Source organism: Parabacteroides sp. D25 (assembly GCF_000307475.1).
Taxonomy (GTDB): domain Bacteria; phylum Bacteroidota; class Bacteroidia; order Bacteroidales; family Tannerellaceae; genus Parabacteroides; species Parabacteroides distasonis.
Genome location: NZ_JH976503.1, coordinates 88,379 through 106,765 on the forward strand (window position 1 = coordinate 88,379; position 18,387 = coordinate 106,765).

Here is an 18,387-nt window from a genome sequence, read left to right on the forward strand (position 1 = left end):
AAAAAGGTACATGTCCTTCCGCTTGTTCTACATATTACTTATATTTGCCGCAGTTAAGTGTGGAGAAGGAATATGGGCACAAGAGGAAGGACTTGCTTCATATTACCATCATCGCTTCCATGGCAGGAAATCATCCAGTGGAAGGATTCATGATAAGGAAGAATTAGTCGCCGCGCATCGTACGTATCCTTTTGGTACTTTTTTAAGAGTCACGAACTTGGAGAATATGAAAAGTACTATTGTATGCGTAACGGATCGCGGACCTCGTTATAGAAAACGAATCATTGATGTATCAGCGAGCGCCGCCGAGATATTGGATTTTATCGATAAAGGTGTCGCTAAGGTACGGATAGAAGTCGTTCCCGGCCCCTTAGACCTCCGCTATCTGGACTTGATCTATCCTAAGATTCCTTATCTGGATATAGATTATTTACGTCCGGATCCACCTTATAGGGTGAAATTCACGAAATAAATTTAATATAATGAAGCAAATACTTATCACCGGGGGCGCCGGCTTTATCGGTTCTCATTTATGTGCCCGTCTTTTAGAAGAAGGAAATGAAGTAATTTGTCTGGATAACTATTTTACGGGAAGTAAGGAGAATGTGATTCCTCTGCTGAAAAATCCACATTTCGAGTTGATCAGGCATGATGTTTCTATACCGTTCCAAGCCGAGGTCGATGAGATTTATAATTTGGCATGTCCCGCATCTCCAGTTTATTATCAAATAGATCCGATACAGACGATCAAGACATCCGTGTTAGGAGCGGTCAATATGTTAGGTCTGGCAAAACGGGTGAACGCTAAGATATTACAAGCATCTACCAGTGAGGTGTATGGAGATCCCATGATACACCCGCAGCCGGAAAGCTATTGGGGAAATGTCAACCCGATAGGGCCTCGCTCTTGTTATGACGAGGGCAAGCGTTGCGCCGAGACCTTATTTATGGATTACCATCGCCAAAACAAGGTTCGCGTTAAAATCATCCGCATCTTTAATACGTATGGGCCTAATATGAGTACGAACGATGGCCGTGTCGTCTCTAATTTCATTATACAGGCATTACAAAATAAGGACATTACGATTTATGGGGATGGAAACCAAACTCGTAGTTTCCAATATGTAGACGATTTGATCGAGGGGATGATTCGCATGATGAATACCTCGGATGATTTTACCGGCCCGGTAAATATCGGAAATCAGGGAGAGTTCTCGATGAACGAGTTGGCCAAGATCGTGATCCGTTTGACAAACTCCTCCTCTAAGATCGTATACCGCCCGTTGCCGGGAGACGATCCCAAGCAACGTAAGCCCGATATTACGTTGGCCAAAGAGAAATTAGATGGGTGGGAACCTACGGTTTGTTTGGAGGAAGGATTAAAGAAAACGATATTATACTTTAAATCTCTCTAATAAATTTCTAATTTGGCCTAAGAGTATTCTAACTAAATATTCATAAGCGATAAAAGAGTGACTTCTACCTTTGCGTAAAATTTAACGCAAATGGACAGACGAGTCACTCTTTTACTTTTTTTATCTCTTCTTTTCTCTGGGGCGAAAGCCTCTGTTGTCTCCCTCTCCTTGAAAGAGTCCGAGCAACGTTTCTCTGAACACAATCTGGAAGTGATAGCCGAACGGTATAATATCGATATAGCCGAGGCCCAAGTAGTACAGGCCAAACTTTTCGAGAATCCCGTGGTCTCTTTGGAGCAAAATGTTTATAACCGGTTGAACGGACGTTACTTTGATTTCGGGAAACAAGGGGAAACGATCGTAGAGGTGGAACAGTTGATCTATATTGCCGGTCAGCGAAACAAACGTGTCCGTTTGGAGAAAATCAATAAGGAAATGGCCCTTTACCAATTCGAAGAGGTATTGAGAACCCTCCGGAGCGAGTTGAAGGAGAAATTCATAGCGCTTTATTTCACCCAGAAATCCCAATCTATTTACGATCGTGAGATTGATTCATTGGCTCATCTGTTGGTGGTTCTCAAGGAGCAGAATGAGAAAGGGAATGTTTCTTTATTAGAGAAGTCCCGTATCGAGGCCCTATTACTCTCTTTACGGCAAGAGCGGAATGATATCGCCAACCAAGTTATCTCCCTTCAAGGAGACATGCGGCTTTTACTAGGAATATCCGGCAATGATACCTTCGAGCCGATATTCGATGAGTCTGTGTTGAACCAGATCGATATGGACTCCGTTCCTTTCTCTGAATTGACCTCTTTATTATACGAACGTCCGGATCTTAAGTTGGCGCAAGCAAGCGTCAAGGCTTCGGAGGCGGACGTGAGATTACAACGTTCCCTCGCTTTCCCGGAAGTGAGCGTAAAGGGTACGTATGATAAGGCGGGTAACTTTATCAATGATTATTGGGCGATCGGCTTGAGCGTCTCTCTCCCTATATTTAACCGGAATCAAGGGAATATCCGGGCGGCGAAAATATCTGTCGCTCAAAAGGCCCATAAGGAAGAATACGCACGCCGCCAGGCCGAGAATGAGTTATTCACCAGCTATGCCCGATTGGAAAAGGCGATTCAGCTTTATCGTTCCTCAAACTATGGATTGGAGAAGGATTTCGCCTTGATTATCGAAGGCGTGAACTTGAATTTCCAAAAACGGAATATCAGTCTCCTTGAGTTTATCGATTATTATGAGACCTACAAAACAACCTGCTTGCGACTTTACCAAACTCAAAAAGAAGTGTTACTGGCCTTGGAGGAGGTAAATACCGTAACGGGTAGCCATGTATTCAACTATTAAAAGCAAATCAAATGATATGAATAAGCATCTAATCACATGCATCCTTTTAGTACCCTTGGTATGTTCCTGCGGGAAACAGGCGACCACCTCGGTCGATACCCGGGAACCTTTACTATTAAATGACAGTTTACAGGAGATTATAACACTGGATACGGTTCGTGACACACCATTAACCAACGAGTTGTTGCTCAATGGCCGTGTCAGTTTCAATCCGGAGCGAGTGGCCCATGTGTATCCGATGTTTGGTGGAAATGTCACCTCCGTTCATGCGGAAGTTGGCGATTACGTAGGGAAAGGAGATGTCCTAGCAGTGATCCGGAGCGGCGAGATCGCTGATATCGACAAGCAGCGAAAGGAGGCCGAGCATCAACTGGCTATCGCTAACCGTAACTTGGAGGCTACCCAAGATATGGCCCGGAGCGGTATGGCTTCCGACCGGGACTTCCTGCAAGCCCAGCAAGAGCAAGCCGATGCCGATGCCGAGACCAAACGTATTCAAGAAATGTATTCCATTTATAACATAACAGACCCATCTACCTATGTGGTGAAAGCGCCGGTCTCCGGCTTTATCATCGATAAGAATATAAACCGGGATATGCAGATCCGTTCTGATCAAGGGGAGGAGATGTTTACCATTTCCGGTCTCGACGATGTCTGGGTGATGGCCGATGTCTATGAGGGAGATATCAGCAAGATAAAAGAGGGGGCTACCGTTCGTATCACCACTTTGGCCTATAAGGATATGGAGTTTACGGGAACGATCGATAAGGTCTATCATATGCTAGACCGAGAAAGTAAGACCATGAGCGTAAGAGTCAAATTAAGGAACGAGAAGTATATGCTTAAACCCGGAATGTTTACGAACGTATATGTACAGAGCGCGGTAAAAGGAGAAAGTATGCCTTGCGTAAACGCCCATGCCGTGATTTTCGAGGATGGTAAAGAATACGTTGTCTATGTCTCGAAGGAGGGATATTTGCAAATGCGTGAGATCTCGGTGTATAAGCAAACCGAGAAGTTCTGTTACCTGCGATCCGGCTTGAAGGATGGGGATCGGATCGTAGATCGGAACGCTCTTTTGGTGTATAACGAATTAAAGTAACCAGACGATATGCACACATTCATAGATAATATCATAACGTTCTCCCTCCGGAACAAATTCTTTATCTTCTTCTGTACCACGATCGCCGTAATCGCCGGTATCACCAGCTTTATCCATACGCCGATCGACGCGTTTCCGGATGTGACGAATACGAAGGTGACGATTATCACCCAATGGCCGGGCAGGAGCGCCGAGGAGATCGAGAAGTTTATCACGATCCCGATCGAGATCGCCATGAACCCGGTACAGAAAAAGACGGATATCCGGAGCACGACCCTTTTCGGTCTTTCCGTCATCAACGTGATGTTCGAAGATAAGGTGGATGATTTCTTCGCCCGCCAGCAAGTTTATAATCTCTTGAACGACGCCGACCTGCCGGAAGGGGTCACGCCGGAAGTGCAGCCCTTATATGGTCCGACCGGCGAGATCTTCCGCTATACATTACGTAGCGATAAGCGTTCCGTCCGGGAATTGAAGACCTTGCAGGATTGGGTGATCGAGCGGAAGTTGCGGGCTGTACCCGGTGTAGCGGATATCGTCAGCTTCGGAGGAGAAGTAAAGACTTTCGAGGTTAGCGTCAACCCGAATCAACTGATCAGTTACGGGGTAACGACCTTGGAACTTTATGACGCTATCGCAAAAAGTAATATCAACGTAGGCGGCGACGTGATCACGAAAAGCTCGCAAGCCTATGTCGTGCGGGGTATCGGCTTGATTAACGATGTAAAAGAGATCGAGAATATCGTCGTAAAGAATATCAATGGCACGCCAATCCTTGTCAAGCACTTGGCTACCGTACACGAATCCAGTCTTCCCCGCCTAGGGCAAGTGGGCCGCATGGAGGAAGATGATGTCGTACAAGGCATCGTTGTCATGCGAAAAGGGGAGAACCCCGGCGAGGTAATCGCCGCCTTGAAGGATAAGATCAAGGATATCCAACAAAACGCCTTGCCGGAAGACGTGCGAATCGTATCGTTCTACGATCGTGAGAATCTGGTAGATCTGGCGGTCAAGACCGTAACACATAATTTGGCGGAAGGTATTCTGCTGGTAACTTTCATCGTATTAATCTTCATGGCGGACTGGCGTACGACGGTAATCGTGTCGATCATTATCCCGTTGGCACTCCTCTTCGCCTTTATTTGTCTCCGGGCGATGGGGATGAGCGCCAACCTCTTATCTATGGGAGCGATCGACTTCGGTATTATTATCGATGGTGCCGTCGTGATGGTGGAAGGGCTTTTCGTGGCATTGGACCGGAAAGCCCGTGAAGTAGGCATGCCCGCTTTCAATTTGATGAGTAAGATGGGTATTATCCGTCATACGGCGAAGGACCGTGCGAAAGCGGTTTTCTTCTCTAAGCTGATTATCATCACGGCCTTGGTCCCGATCTTCTCTTTCCAGAAGGTGGAAGGAAAGATGTTCAGCCCGCTCGCTTATACCTTGGGGTTCGCCTTGTTGGGAGCGTTGATCTTTACGTTGACATTGGTACCCGTCCTATCTTCCATGCTATTAAAGAAAGAGGTGCGTGAGAAACATAATCCGTTCCTCGCGTGGATCAATCGGAAGTCGATCGGTATTTTCGACTGGTGCCACGCCCGTAAGAAGCGAACGATCACGTTCGCCACGTTGGTAGCCGCCGTAGGTATCTGGTGCTTCACCTTGTTGGGCAGCGAGTTTCTCCCGCAACTGAACGAGGGCTCTATTTATATCCGTGCGACCTTACCGCAAAGTATATCTTTGGATGAATCCGTTACATTGGCCAACCAGATGCGCCGGAAGCTGGCGGCTTATCCGGAGGTTCGTCAGGTCTTGTCGCAAACCGGCCGGCCGAACGATGGCACGGACGCGACAGGTTTCTACAATATCGAGCTCCATGTGGATATATATCCCGAGAAAGAGTGGGAAAGCGAACGCTCGAAAGCGGGCCTGATCGAGAAGATGCAAGAGGATCTGGCGATCTATCCGGGCGTGGATTTTAACTTCTCGCAGCCTATCTCGGACAATGTAGAGGAAGCGGCCAGCGGCGTGAAAGGTTCCATCGCCGTGAAAGTCTTCGGTAAGGATCTATACGAGTCGGAGAAAAAGGCGGTAGAGGTTTTCAAGGTCTTGGAGACCGTAGACGGTATCGAGGATCTGGGCGTTATCCGGAATATCGGCCAGCCGGAGCTACGGATCGAGTTGAACGAGTCTCGTTTAGCCCGCTACGGCGTGGCCAAGGAGGACGTGCAATCCATTATCGAGATGGCGATAGGAGGTAAGAGCGCCTCCCTGCTTTATGAGGACGAGCGTAAGTTCAATATCATGGTCCGCTACGAATCCGCTTTCCGCCGTAGCGAGAATGAGATAGGCAAGATACTGGTTCCGGCGAAGGATGGTTCCATGATTCCTATCCGCGAGCTGGCGGATATCCATACGATTACCGGCCCGTTGATTATCTACCGGGATAACCACGCTCGCTTCTGCGCCGTGAAATTCTCGGTCCGGGGCCGCGACATGGGTAGCGCCGTGGCTGAAGCCCAGCGGAAAGTGGAGAGGCAGGTAAAGCTCCCCGAAGGCTATACCTTGAAATGGACCGGAGATTTCGAGAACCAACAACGGGCTACCAAACGCTTGGCCCAAGTCGTCCCCGTAAGTATAGCGATCATCTTCGTGATCCTATTCGTCCTTTTCGGCAACGCCCGGGATGCCGGACTGGTCTTATTAAACGTGCCTTACGCCGCCGTCGGAGGTATCTTGGCCCTATTAATCACGAGTTTCAACTTCTCGATCTCCGCCGGTATCGGCTTTATCGCCCTCTTCGGTATCTGTATACAGAATGGCGTGATCATGATATCGGACATCAAGAATAACCTGCGGGAGAGGCATCCTCTGGAAGATTCGATCAAGATGAGCGTGAAATCAAGGGTACGTTCCGTATTAATGACCGCCTCCATGGCCGCTATCGGCCTGCTTCCGGCCGCCTTGAGCCACGGTATCGGATCGGAAAGCCAGCGTCCTTTGGCGATCGTGATCATTGGCGGATTAATAGGGGCCACGTTCTTCACCCTCTTTGTCTTTCCGTTGATGGTGGAGGCTTTTTATCGACGAATGCTCTATGATAAGAACGGTAAATTAGTGCAACGTAGGTTGTAATTGCTATATTTGTAGCAAGAAAGTCCGGAACTATTAGGGAGGACGACTGGAGTTATTATGCGAAAGGATTATACTTACTGATCTTTTCACGGCTGTGAAAAGATCATATCACAGAGGTGAAACGATCGTATCACAACCGTGAAAAGAACGTTTCACCTCTGTGATACGATTAGCATCACCCTAAGTACGCATTACTAATGATGGACATTCTTATTAATACATACGATACAATGGCGAAGATATTATTAGTAGAAGACGAGATAAACATCGCCTCTTTTATAGAAAGAGGCTTGCGGGAGTTCGGGCATGAGGTATATGTCGCTTATGACGGTGCCGCTGGTTGGGAACTGACACAGAAGAACGATTTCCAATTGCTGATTCTGGATATTATAATGCCGAAGATGAATGGCCTGCAACTTTGCAAACAGTACCGGCAACGGTTCGGTTACCATGCCCCCGTGATTATGCTGACCGCCTTGGGAACCACCGAGGATATCGTTAGCGGGCTGGATGCCGGGGCGGATGATTATCTGGTAAAACCTTTCAGCTTCCAAGAGCTCGAGGCCCGCATAAAGGCGTTATTACGTCGATCGGGAAACGAATCCGTCCATATGGCTCTCCGGTGCGGAGATCTGGTCTTAGATCCTCCAAGCCATCGGGCTATACGGAATGGGCAGGTCATCGATTTGACCGTAAAGGAATATAGGCTCTTGGAATATTTCATACAGAACCAAGGAACGGCCTTGAGCCGGATGAACTTGCTAAAGAATGTCTGGGACAAGGATTTCGATACCAATACGAACGTGGTCGATGTTTACGTGAATTATTTGCGCACGAAGATAGACAAAGACTTCGAACCTAAGCTAATCCATACCGTGGTGGGCGTGGGCTATATGATGGAAGCATGAAGACAGGAAACAAGATCGCTCTCTTTTACTCGGCCATTACCATAGGCGTGATAGCCGTCGTGACGCTTGTCTTCTATTGGGTTTCCACGAGCTATATCTCTCGCCTGTACTATTCTTACCTGACGGAAAAAGCCTATGCCACGGCACAGAAGCATTGGGAGAAGGACGAGACCGACGACGAGAGCTATGCCCGTATCCAACAGCGTTACGAGGAAACCCTTCCCGTCGCTACCGAGATATTGCTGAACGCCGATAGCTTGGAGACCCGCCAAGTGCTGTCCCGTTATCTGGACGCCACGCAGGTGAGATCTCTATACCAAGAGGATATCGTTCACTTCAAGCACGATACGCAAATGGGAGCGGCTTTGTATTATCCCGACAACGAGGGGAATTTCATCGTGATTGTCCTTTCCGGGAATCAGTATGGGATGGATATCCAGCATCGGATCGGCTGGCTGTTGCTGGGATTGATATTGGTTAGCTCGGTATTGATCTATTTTGTCGGCAGACTATACGCGACCCGGATGGTAGACCGGATCGACGCTGCTTACCAAAGTGAGAAAGCGTTTATCAGCAACGCCTCGCATGAGTTGAACAATCCGCTGACAGCCATTCAAGGCGAATGCGAGATCAGCCTGCTGAAAGAGCGCTCCCCGGAGGAATACCAAGCGGCATTAAGACGTATCGCCACGGAGACAAGCCGTATCATACAATTGATCAAACACCTGCTGTTCCTGTCGCACGGGGATAAGGAGATCCAGAAAAGCGCAATGGAGACGATCTTCCTAGCGGACTTCTTGATGCAGTTCTCCTCGGCCCGGATCTCGTTCTCCCCGGATAATTTCTCTTATATGATCCGTGCCAATCCCTATTTATTGAAGATAGCGATCAAGAATATCTTGAGCAACGCCTGTAAGTATTCGGACGATAAACCGGTAGAGATGCGGCTTCGAGGCAGTGTCTTGACCATATCCGACCGAGGTATCGGCATTCCTCCCGAGGAGTTGAAACGAATCTTCCAGCCCTTTTACCGGGCGAGCAATACCCGGGAATACGCCGGGCATGGTGTCGGGCTAAGCCTCTCGCTACGCATATTGAGCACCTATGGGGCGAAGGTGAATATTACTTCTGATCTAGGAATTGGGACGAGCGTGGAGATCGACTTTGGGTAGCCGTCAGGTATTCTTTAGCCGGACCTGTTATTTCGACAGACTCCGGCGTTACCCCTATCGCCTCTTCCGAAGATATAAGTCCACGATCTACCAAGCGATCCAGTATTACCCTGTAAAAATCCTCATAATACGGCTTCAACCGCAACCCGTCGAAGCAATAGCGGACCTGTTTGGGCTTGGGGATAATGCTGGCCATAAAAATGCACTCGGCAAGGTTTAACTGGGAAGGTTCCTTCGCGAAATAATAACGTGAGGCCTCGGCGGCTCCATAAATCATGGGGCCCCATTCGGCGATGTTCAGATAAACCTCAAACATCCGCTCTTTAGAGGTCAGATGATCGCTCTCGATCAGCCATACGATTAACATTTCCTCCAGCTTGCGGGCGATCGTCTTGTTACGGCTCAAGAATACATTCTTCACCAATTGCATGCTAAGCGTACTGCCGCCACGGGCGAAACGTCGTTCCTTGATATCCTGTATCAACGATTCCCGGATAGCGCTTGGAATAAAACCGTTGTGATAAAAGAAGCCGGCATCCTCACTCTGCATGATCGCTAAAGGAAGATAACGGGATACGGCGTTGAACGGGCGGAAAGAGGGATTCGCCGGACCGATCTCGAAAGAGCGTACCGGCTCGCCTTGCTCATAGACAGTATATTCAAATGGCTCATTCATCTTCCGCAAATCCGTATTCCCATAGGCAAGGATCTGGAAGTCCTTCGCTTTCAAGGTAGACTCCAAGATCAAGCTGTCTACCTGTCCGAAATCCAAATCCAATCGGAAATGATAGGAGAGGGTACCTTCTGTTCTCAGGCCTTCCAGATTGTAGAATAAGCCTTTAGGCAGGGAGGAGAACAGTTGATCCGCAGGGAAATCTCTTTTATTCACAGAGGCCGTGATTTGCCAACTGGTATCTTTAACGATCTTCAGATAAGGATGGAAATCCAGATGATTAAACCGGATATCACTGACGCTATCTAATTCGATATAGTTCTTACCGATGTTTGTCCGGAAGTGTATAGAGCCTTTATCCAGTAAGACCGTGTCCAGAGATATACGCTCTTGGTGGATGGTAAGCCCGCTCACATAGGCGCTTCCGAGTAAGGATTGTATGTCTTCTTCTATTTTAGGTCCCTTAAGCTCGAAGGCCAAGGTGTCGAAACGTACCGATGCCCCCCAACGATATTCCAGAAAAGGAAGAGGAATCTTCGTATGCTCGTCGGCGTAGAGACGGGCTTTCACGAGTCGCTCCTTATCAGAGAGAGAGCCTTCGCAAATCCATTCGCTGCGAACTCCGTTCTCCGTGCTGTTTATATGCGTAGAGAATTGATTGTTAGTAAGATTGAGTTCGGGTATCTCTAGTATTAGTTCATCTCCTTTATTACTATAAGAAACACATAAATCATGTACCAAGGCATTTCCGGGCAATAAATTGAAAAGGAGACTAAGGGAGCGTTCAGCCTTGCGTGCGTAATCCTGTTCCTTATCATCTACAGCTGTTTCCTCTGGCTCACCTAGGTGATTCGATGGTTTATAAAGGAAATCAAAATTAGCTCTCTCTCCCTTCTTAATAAAATGAATATGCAAATTATCCGCTTGTACACTCTCTATGGCAGGGGTAAGTAGCAATAATCTGCCAAGCTCCAGTTTCGCTTGAAGCCTGTCCGCATGTATCAACGTATCAGCATCAATCGGGATAACGGTCAATCCCTCCATACGTACGGTACTCAGCCCTATCAACCGGATCTTATCATAGCGTATGTCAAGATGATGCCTTTCGGCAAGTTTACTCAATTTATGTCCCGCATACGCCCCTAAGATCAGGTCGATGCCCCAAAATGCCATAAACAAGAGAAAGCCAATAAAAATAAGAACTGCTATAAAAGATCTTTTATGGGATTGATTCATGCTCATCTATATTGTTACCCAGCGGACAAAAGTACTATAATTAAACGAATGGATTTCTTTTTCGATAAACAATCAAGGGCTTAATTTAGTTATATTAAAAAACTAAAGTTATATGGCGTATAAGATTGCGTTTTTTGGTGCTAAACCCTACGACATCGCTTCTTTCGATAAGATCAATGAGCGGTATGAGTTCGATATTCGTTACTATAAAGGACATTTGAATATCAATAATGTCGTCTTAACCCAAGGGGTAGACGCTGTATGTATTTTCGTGAACGACACGGCTGATGCCGCCGTAATAGACGCTTTGGTTGCCAATGGTGTGAAACTGTTGGCGCTTCGTTGCGCCGGTTTTAATAATGTGGATTTGAATGCCGCCAGGGGGAAATTACCGGTCGTACGCGTACCGGCCTACTCACCTTATGCGGTCGCTGAATATACGTTGGCCTTGATGTTATCGTTAAACCGTAAGATACACCGGGCATACTGGCGTACGAGAGATGGCAACTTCTCCTTGAATGGCTTGATGGGATTTGATATGCATGGCAAGACCGCCGGTATTATCGGTACCGGAAAGATCGCCAAGATATTGATTCATATCTTAAAAGGATTGGGGATGCGTGTATTGGCAAATGACCTGTATCCGGATGAGAAATTCGCCAAGGAGGAAGGGATCACCTATGTCTCTTTAGACGAGTTATACAAAGAGTCTGATATCATTTCCTTGCATTGCCCGTTGACCGACCAGACCCGTTATCTGATCAACGACGATTCGATCGCCAAGATGAAAGACGGCGTAATGATTATCAATACGGGACGCGGGTTACTGATTCATACCAACGCCTTGATCGAGGGATTGAAGACCAAGAAAGTATCTGCCGCTGGATTGGATGTCTACGAGGAGGAGGGAGACTATTTCTACGAGGATAAATCGGATAAGATTATCGATGATGATGTCTTGGCCCGTCTGCTCTCGTTCAACAATGTGATCGTTACTTCCCATCAGGCGTTTTTCACGAAAGAGGCTCTGCATAATATCGCTGAGACTACCTTGCGGAACATCAAGGATTTCGAGGAAGGCCGTCCCTTAGTGAACGAAGTGACCAAGTAAATTCTAAAAAGGAACTATTATTTATCGCTGATTTATTATATTTTTGTGGCCATTGCTTGGTGGGAACCCAGCAATGGCTTTTTTAATTCAGAGGTATATATATGGAAATAGATAGTCAGACAGGTTTGGTGTTGGAAGGTGGCGGAATGCGTGCCATATTTACGGTGGGAGTATTGGATTATTTTATGGATCATGATATTTGGTTTCCTTATACGATCGGAGTATCGGCGGGCGCAAGTAACGGAATCTCGTATGCTTCCCGCCAGCGGGGACGCTCTCGTTTTAGCAATATCGACCTATTGAAGAAATATAATTACATAGGTCTTCGTCATTTCTTACGGGGAAGGGGATATATCGATCTGAATTTCTTGTTTTATGTCTATCCGGATTTGTATTATCCGTTGGATTACGATACCTATTTCAAGTCCAAGGATCGGTTCGTTATGGTCACGAGCAATTGCTTGACGGGTAAAGCGGAATATTTCGAGGAGAAGAAAGATAAGAAACGTTTGGTGGATATCTGTAAAGCCTCTTGCACATTACCGATCCTCTGTCCAATTACGTATGTAGACGGGATACCGATGGTCGACGGAGGCGTATGCGATGCCATCCCTATCCGACGGGCTATCGCCGACGGCTTCTCCAAGAACGTCATCATCCTTACCCGTAACAAAGGCTATCGGAAAGAAGAGAAAGATTTTTACCTTCCCGGCTTTATTTATAACAAATACCCGGCGATCCGGAAACAGTTGCGACTACGATACCGGCGGTACAACGAGGTCTTGGATTACATAGACCAACTGGAGGCCGAAGGAAAAGCCTTCGTCATCCGTCCGCAAAGCCCGATTAAAGTCGGCCGTACCGGAAGCGACACAAAGAAACTGGAAGAACTATATGAGGAAGGCTACGAATGCGGAAAACAAATCACTCAATTGTAGAGACGGGGCATGCCCCGTCTCATCCCCTCAAAACAGTATTTTATTTACAACCTTGCAAATCCTTACTCAACCGCATAGCGCAGAAATTAGGACCGCACATCGTACAGTACTCTCCATCCGTAACAGCACTCTCCTTATAATACTGTAAAGCCCTTTCCGGGTCCAAGGACAAATTGAACTGGTCTTTCCAGCGGAAATCAAAACGTGCCTTGCTCAATGCGTTATCACGTACTTGAGCGCCGGGATGCCCTTTCGCCAAGTCAGCGGCATGCGCCGCTATCTTATAAGCGACCACCCCATTACGCACGTCTTCCTTATTCGGCAATCCCAAATGCTCCTTCGGCGTGACGTAGCAAATCATGGCCGTCCCATGCCAAGCGATTTGCGCGCCACCGATAGCCGACGTGATATGATCGTATCCGGGAGCGATATCGGTCGTCAACGGACCCAGCGTATAGAACGGCGCTCCATGACAGGCATACTGTTGTTCCTTCATATTCTCATGAATCTTATTCATGGGAACATGGCCCGGGCCTTCGATAATCACTTGCACGAACTGTTCCCAAGCTATTTTCGTCAGTTCTCCCATCGTGTGAAGCTCGGCGAATTGTGCCGCGTCGTTCGCGTCATAGATAGAACCGGGGCGAAGCCCGTCTCCGATAGAGACCGCCACGTCATATGCCTTCAGTATCTCGCAGATCTCGGCGAAATGCGTGTACAGGAAGTTTTCCTCGTTATGAAGCTGCATCCATTTGGCCATGATCGATCCGCCTCTGGATACGATCCCCGTCAGGCGAGTCGCCGTCAGCTCCACATGCTCGCGCAACAAACCCGCGTGGATCGTGAAATAATCCACGCCCTGTTCCGCCTGCTCGATCAACGTATCCCGATAGATTTCCCAAGAAAGATCCTCTACCTTACCATTCACTTTCTCCAAGGCTTGATAAATAGGAACCGTACCCATCGGAACCGGGCAGTTACGGATAATCCACTCGCGCGTCTCATGGATATGATCGCCGGTAGAGAGATCCATCAACGTGTCGCCGCCCCATTTACAACTCCATATCGCCTTCTCGATCTCCTCGTCGATACCGGAGGAAAGAGCGGAGTTACCGATATTGGTATTGATCTTTACCAAGAACTTCTTACCGATAATCATCGGCTCGGCTTCCGGGTGATTGATATTCGCCGGGATGATCGCGCGACCGGCGGCGATTTCCTTGCGGACGAACTCCGGCGTGATATACGACTTCAGTCCCAAAGCCTCGATTTGCTGGTTCTCACGAATCGCCACGTACTCCATTTCCGGAGTGATAATGCGCTTCTTCGCATAATACATCTGGGTGATATTCTTACCCTCTTTAGCCCGGAAAGGCAAGTATCGCTTGGGGAAACGCAGGGAATCCAGAGTCGCGTCCGCCAATCGCTCACGACCATAAGCGGAAGTCAATTCCGGCAATTGAACCACATCCTTACGCTTACCGTACCACTCCTCACGTATACGAGGAAGTCCTTTAGCGATATCAATCGATATCTTGGGGTCGGAATACGGGCCGCTCGTATCGTAAACGATTACCGGATTGTTCTTCTTGAAGATTCGTTCTCCATGCTCATCCAAGGTTACCGTGTCCAACAATTTAATCTTACGCATACCAACCTTGATCTTATTGATCTCGCCCGGGACATAAATCTTTTCCGAGGACGGATAGGAAATACGCATATTCTTTTTAGTAGCCATATGTATTTAGTTTAGTACTTATTGATTTCCTCTATAAACCGGCGGGTTTCCTCCACGGGATCGGGGGCATTGATAATCGCGCCCGAAACAGCGATTCCGGTTATACCCGTCTCCATCAAAGGGCCTACGTCTTCCAGCGTAATACCACCTATCGCAAAGATAGGAATATCGATGCCAGCCTCCTTGCATTGAGCGATTATTTTACGATAACCATCCAAGCCTAAGATGGGACTCAAATTCTTCTTGGTACCCGTAAAGCGATACGGCCCTAGTCCGATATACGAGGCGCCTCGTTCTACGGCCAGCCGGATATCCTCAAAAGTATTCGCCGTAGCCCCGATATAGAAGATGGCATTGGAATCTAACTTGTCTCTCAGTACTTCCCAAGCGATATCCAAGGGCATATCATTCTTACCCAGATGACAAGCCGTAGCGCCACATGTCACGGCAGCCTCCAGATCATCGTTTACGCAGAAATCCACGATTCGCTCACATTCTTCCGCGCAGATAGTGGCACATGTACGTACGGTATCCTCATAAATCCCATCCTTCATGCGCAACTGTATCCATGAGCACCCTCCTTGGATTGCCATGCTTACCTCGTCGCATTCCGTATATTTAGGCGTACGATGCGTTATAAACATCAAGCGATTGTTTCCACCAAAAGGGGGGCGTAATCCGGTTGTTCTCCGACCGACTCTTCCATTCTCATCATATCCGAAATAATAATTTAAGGCCATACTTGTAATCGTTTGAATTGTTTTATGAGTTGATCCGCAACAAGAAGGGAGGGATCGTTTCCCCAAAGGGCCCCGAGAACGGCGACACCGCCGAAGGGGATATCTTTTAATTTCGTTATTGTCCGCGGGCAGATTCCTCCCAAGGCAATCACCTTATCATCGATGATGCCCTTCGCGTTTCGCAATCCATCTAAGGAGAATCCGCTACCATATCCTTCTTTGGATATACTCTGAAAGATCGGGCTAAGGAACACATAGTCGCATACCGGTTTATACTCGATAATCTCTTCCAGACTATGGCAAGAACGACTTATACTACCTTTATATAAAGGTGGAGCTTCCGGGTTCCTCTTGTTCAAATGGATTCCTCCTAAAGCCCTTTCTTCTGCCAAGGTAAACCAATCATGAAGAACGATCCTGTCGTAATAAGCCGGAGAGATCTTATCCAATAAGCCCTCCAATTCATCACGTTTACAATCCGGTTTACGTAGATGTAAACGAGACATTCCTTCCGCGAATAGAAGTTCGATCAAAGAAGCTTCATCCGCGAAAAAATAAGGTGTAGTAATTACGACCAGCTTATTCATGATTCCATCGGATTTTATGAAGGGCAGAGGGTGAGAAGAAGTGGTTTACAGGTCCGTGCCCTTTTCCCATGCATACATTTGCCCCGTGAACGAGCGCGTTATTCATATATTCCTTGGCTAATCGTACGGCTTCCACCAATGAATGGCCGAGTGCCATATAAGCGGCGATGGCGGACGATAGCGTACAGCCCGTTCCATGGGTATTGAAGGTCTCCACTGTTGGCGAGGCCAGACAAATCGGATTATTCTCATTGATAAATAACCGATCCACCGTTTCTACTCCGGGAATATGCCCCCCTTTGATCAATATAGCGTTACATCCTTTTTCCTGCAATTTCCGGGCGGCACATAAGATATCCGCCTCGTTATTGATTTTTATACCGGAAAGATATTCCGTCTCGGGAATATTCGGAGTAAGCAGTGTCGCTTTAGGGAACAACTCATCCATGATGGTTCGGATGGCGTCATCCTCCAATAATTTACTTCCGCTCGTGGATATCATCACCGGATCTAAAATGATAGAAGTTCGTCGGAAGGAAGGTAAAGTCTCAGATACAACCTTTACGGCATCCTTGTTATGTAGCATCCCTATTTTTATGGCATCTACGATGAAGTCCTCAAGAATAGCTTCGATTTGTCCTCTCAAAATCTCGGGAGAGATCGCTTGGATCCCTCGCACCCCCTGTGTGTTTTGAGCGGTTATAGCCGTTATCGCCGAGGCTCCAAAAACACCCAGCGAGGAAAAAGTCTTAATATCCGCTTGTATTCCGGCACCACCGCCACTATCAGAGCCAGCGATCGTTAAAGCTACCGGATAACGGTACGTTTCATTTTTATCCATTTAACATTCGTTTTTCTTACGGCGGCATTACCCGCATCAAGTAGTAAGGGTATGATCTCAGCCCATATAGTATGGCACCCCTTCGATGACGCAAACTTAGTGAAAAAAATCGATATTAAGATATTTCCGGCTTTTAAACGATAATTTTAACGCAAGGTTATACTTCCATAGATCGTAGACGGGAGCCTTCTGGTTTTAGAAGGCTTCCGTCATATTCATATAAACCGCCATTCCTTTTTGGTTCGGGTCTTTGCCTACGTCTAGGCGGAAGTTCTTGCCGGGTTGCATTTGGATACGTAGGCCTACGCCGTAGTTGAATTTCCACTTATTCCAGTCTACGATAGGAGCGTTTCCGATCGTACCCGTGCCAACCCAACCTACAAAACCACACTTCGCCCAGAAATTACCGCTCTTATATTTCTCCACGCTGCCGAACATATGACGATACTCCAGAATCCCATACGCCATGGTCTTGTCACGGTACTTCCCCCAATAATATCCGCGAAGATCGAAAGGGGAACCAAATGAAGGAAGCTCCGTAAAAGGAACGTTCCCCACACCGATTTGTGTCTTGGCGATCCATGCCAAGGTGCTACGAGGACGAAATACTTGCTGGAATTGGCGGTATTCCAGTTCGAACATCTCATAATTATATGCACCGCCTAAATACTTTCCGTACACCTTGGCGATCGCGCTTAGTAACATACCGGAACTTGGGGTCGCCACATCATTTCGTGTATCGTATTGAATCAAGCCGCCGACACCGATATTGACATAATCTCGTTTGAACTTATTGAAATAAGGATCTTCGGCCATCACCGGGTTGATATCATCTGATTTGCTGAAATTAATATCAAAAAGAGGACCCGTATATAAATGAGGCCTAACTTCCCATACGAAACGGGGATATAGTTGGAAAGAACTCTTATGGAATTTCGTTGTCGAGTCGCTCTTCTCGATTTGCTCGATCGTCTCATAGCCTTTCCCGAAATAATGCGAAGGTTCGTTCCGATAACCGTAACTGATATAAATACGGAAGCGATTCTCGTTGAAGAATAAGGTACCAGCACCGGCAAAAACGAACGTCCCGTTTAAGGTGATGTTAAATCCCGCAGGGATAAACGATCGTTGGGATATCGTATCATTCTTGTTTAAGCGAAAGCTAGCCAAAACCGCGCCACCTACGCCAAAGGAGGCTTCCGGCGTGTAAGACGGTCCGCCAAGGATAGACCACCAGATCCTTTTGTTGGCCCGTATGGAGTCTTTATGTAATTGTTTATGATAACGTTGTATTTGCTTTTCGGTCATAGGCTTACCGTCCAGCATCAGCACTTCTTTCGGAATCGTGTCATTGGAAATACCTTGCGCCTTTACGGAAAAGGCGAATAGAAGGCAGGCCATATAAATTAAAAGATATCTAAACATTATTTTAATCAATATT

15 protein-coding genes and 1 riboswitch are annotated in these 18,387 nt (G+C 47.2%); of the genes, 9 read left to right on the plus strand and 6 right to left on the minus strand.

Features of this window, described 5'->3' with window-relative positions; all coding sequences use genetic code 11:
• Positions 1 to 10: 10 nt before the first annotated feature.
• From HMPREF0999_RS10960 to HMPREF0999_RS10990, 7 genes are all read left to right on the plus strand, one after another.
• Positions 11 to 472, plus strand: coding sequence for a septal ring lytic transglycosylase RlpA family protein (locus HMPREF0999_RS10960; RefSeq protein ID WP_008772186.1), 462 nt, complete (start codon positions 11 to 13; stop codon positions 470 to 472).
• A 10-nt stretch (positions 473 to 482) separates the two neighbouring features.
• On the plus strand, positions 483 to 1,415 hold the full coding sequence (locus HMPREF0999_RS10965) for a UDP-glucuronic acid decarboxylase family protein (protein WP_005857024.1): 933 nt from the start codon (positions 483 to 485) through the stop codon (positions 1,413 to 1,415).
• 90 nt (positions 1,416 to 1,505) lie between these two features.
• Entirely contained in the window at positions 1,506 to 2,765 is a 1,260-nt protein-coding gene (locus HMPREF0999_RS10970) for a TolC family protein (RefSeq protein WP_009275923.1), read from the plus strand.
• A 16-nt stretch (positions 2,766 to 2,781) separates the two neighbouring features.
• On the plus strand, positions 2,782 to 3,867 hold the full coding sequence (locus HMPREF0999_RS10975) for an efflux RND transporter periplasmic adaptor subunit (RefSeq protein WP_009275924.1): 1,086 nt from the start codon (positions 2,782 to 2,784) through the stop codon (positions 3,865 to 3,867).
• 9 nt (positions 3,868 to 3,876) lie between these two features.
• Positions 3,877 to 7,002, plus strand: coding sequence for an efflux RND transporter permease subunit (locus tag HMPREF0999_RS10980; protein ID WP_009275925.1), 3,126 nt, complete (start codon positions 3,877 to 3,879; stop codon positions 7,000 to 7,002).
• Positions 7,003 to 7,232: 230 nt separating this feature from the next.
• On the plus strand, positions 7,233 to 7,910 hold the full coding sequence (locus HMPREF0999_RS10985; RefSeq protein ID WP_008772182.1) for a response regulator transcription factor: 678 nt from the start codon (positions 7,233 to 7,235) through the stop codon (positions 7,908 to 7,910).
• Positions 7,907 to 9,082 (plus strand): sensor histidine kinase, encoded by a 1,176-nt coding sequence (locus HMPREF0999_RS10990; protein ID WP_009275926.1) that lies wholly within the window; start codon positions 7,907 to 7,909, stop codon positions 9,080 to 9,082. The genes HMPREF0999_RS10985 and HMPREF0999_RS10990 overlap by 4 nt, the downstream gene beginning before the upstream one ends.
• On the opposite strand, the gene HMPREF0999_RS10995 is transcribed toward HMPREF0999_RS10990, so the two are convergent.
• Positions 9,033 to 10,991 (minus strand): biosynthetic peptidoglycan transglycosylase, encoded by a 1,959-nt coding sequence (locus HMPREF0999_RS10995; protein WP_009275927.1) that lies wholly within the window; start codon positions 10,989 to 10,991, stop codon positions 9,033 to 9,035. The genes HMPREF0999_RS10990 and HMPREF0999_RS10995 overlap by 50 nt on opposite strands.
• 112 nt (positions 10,992 to 11,103) lie before the next feature.
• Here HMPREF0999_RS10995 and HMPREF0999_RS11000 point away from each other — a divergent pair, with 112 nt between their 5' ends.
• Positions 11,104 to 12,102 carry a 2-hydroxyacid dehydrogenase gene (locus tag HMPREF0999_RS11000; protein WP_005862334.1) on the plus strand — a complete coding sequence of 333 codons (999 nt, stop codon included), beginning with the start codon at positions 11,104 to 11,106 and terminating at the stop codon, positions 12,100 to 12,102.
• Between the two features lie 101 nt (positions 12,103 to 12,203).
• Complete coding sequence (locus tag HMPREF0999_RS11005) at positions 12,204 to 13,040, plus strand: patatin family protein (protein WP_009275928.1); 837 nt, start codon at positions 12,204 to 12,206, stop codon at positions 13,038 to 13,040.
• 40 nt (positions 13,041 to 13,080) lie between these two features.
• On the opposite strand, the gene thiC is transcribed toward HMPREF0999_RS11005, so the two are convergent.
• From thiC to HMPREF0999_RS11030, 5 genes are all read right to left on the minus strand, one after another.
• Positions 13,081 to 14,778, minus strand: a complete 1,698-nt coding sequence (gene thiC, locus HMPREF0999_RS11010; RefSeq protein WP_009275929.1) for a phosphomethylpyrimidine synthase ThiC — start codon at positions 14,776 to 14,778, stop codon at positions 13,081 to 13,083.
• Between the two features lie 11 nt (positions 14,779 to 14,789).
• Positions 14,790 to 15,518, minus strand: a complete 729-nt coding sequence (locus HMPREF0999_RS11015; RefSeq protein WP_009017433.1) for a thiamine phosphate synthase — start codon at positions 15,516 to 15,518, stop codon at positions 14,790 to 14,792.
• Positions 15,509 to 16,105, minus strand: a complete 597-nt coding sequence (locus tag HMPREF0999_RS11020; RefSeq protein ID WP_009275930.1) for a thiamine phosphate synthase — start codon at positions 16,103 to 16,105, stop codon at positions 15,509 to 15,511. Before HMPREF0999_RS11020 ends, HMPREF0999_RS11015 begins: the two co-directional genes overlap by 10 nt.
• Positions 16,098 to 16,946: a bifunctional hydroxymethylpyrimidine kinase/phosphomethylpyrimidine kinase gene (thiD, locus tag HMPREF0999_RS11025; protein ID WP_009017435.1), complete on the minus strand. Its 849-nt coding sequence runs from the start codon at positions 16,944 to 16,946 to the stop codon at positions 16,098 to 16,100. The genes HMPREF0999_RS11020 and thiD overlap by 8 nt, the downstream gene beginning before the upstream one ends.
• A riboswitch (TPP riboswitch) is annotated at positions 16,941 to 17,038 on the minus strand. (Overlaps the previous gene by 6 nt.)
• A 103-nt stretch (positions 17,039 to 17,141) precedes the next feature.
• Positions 17,142 to 18,371 (minus strand): BamA/TamA family outer membrane protein, encoded by a 1,230-nt coding sequence (locus tag HMPREF0999_RS11030; RefSeq protein ID WP_005862328.1) that lies wholly within the window; start codon positions 18,369 to 18,371, stop codon positions 17,142 to 17,144.
• Positions 18,372 to 18,387 lie beyond the last annotated feature (16 nt).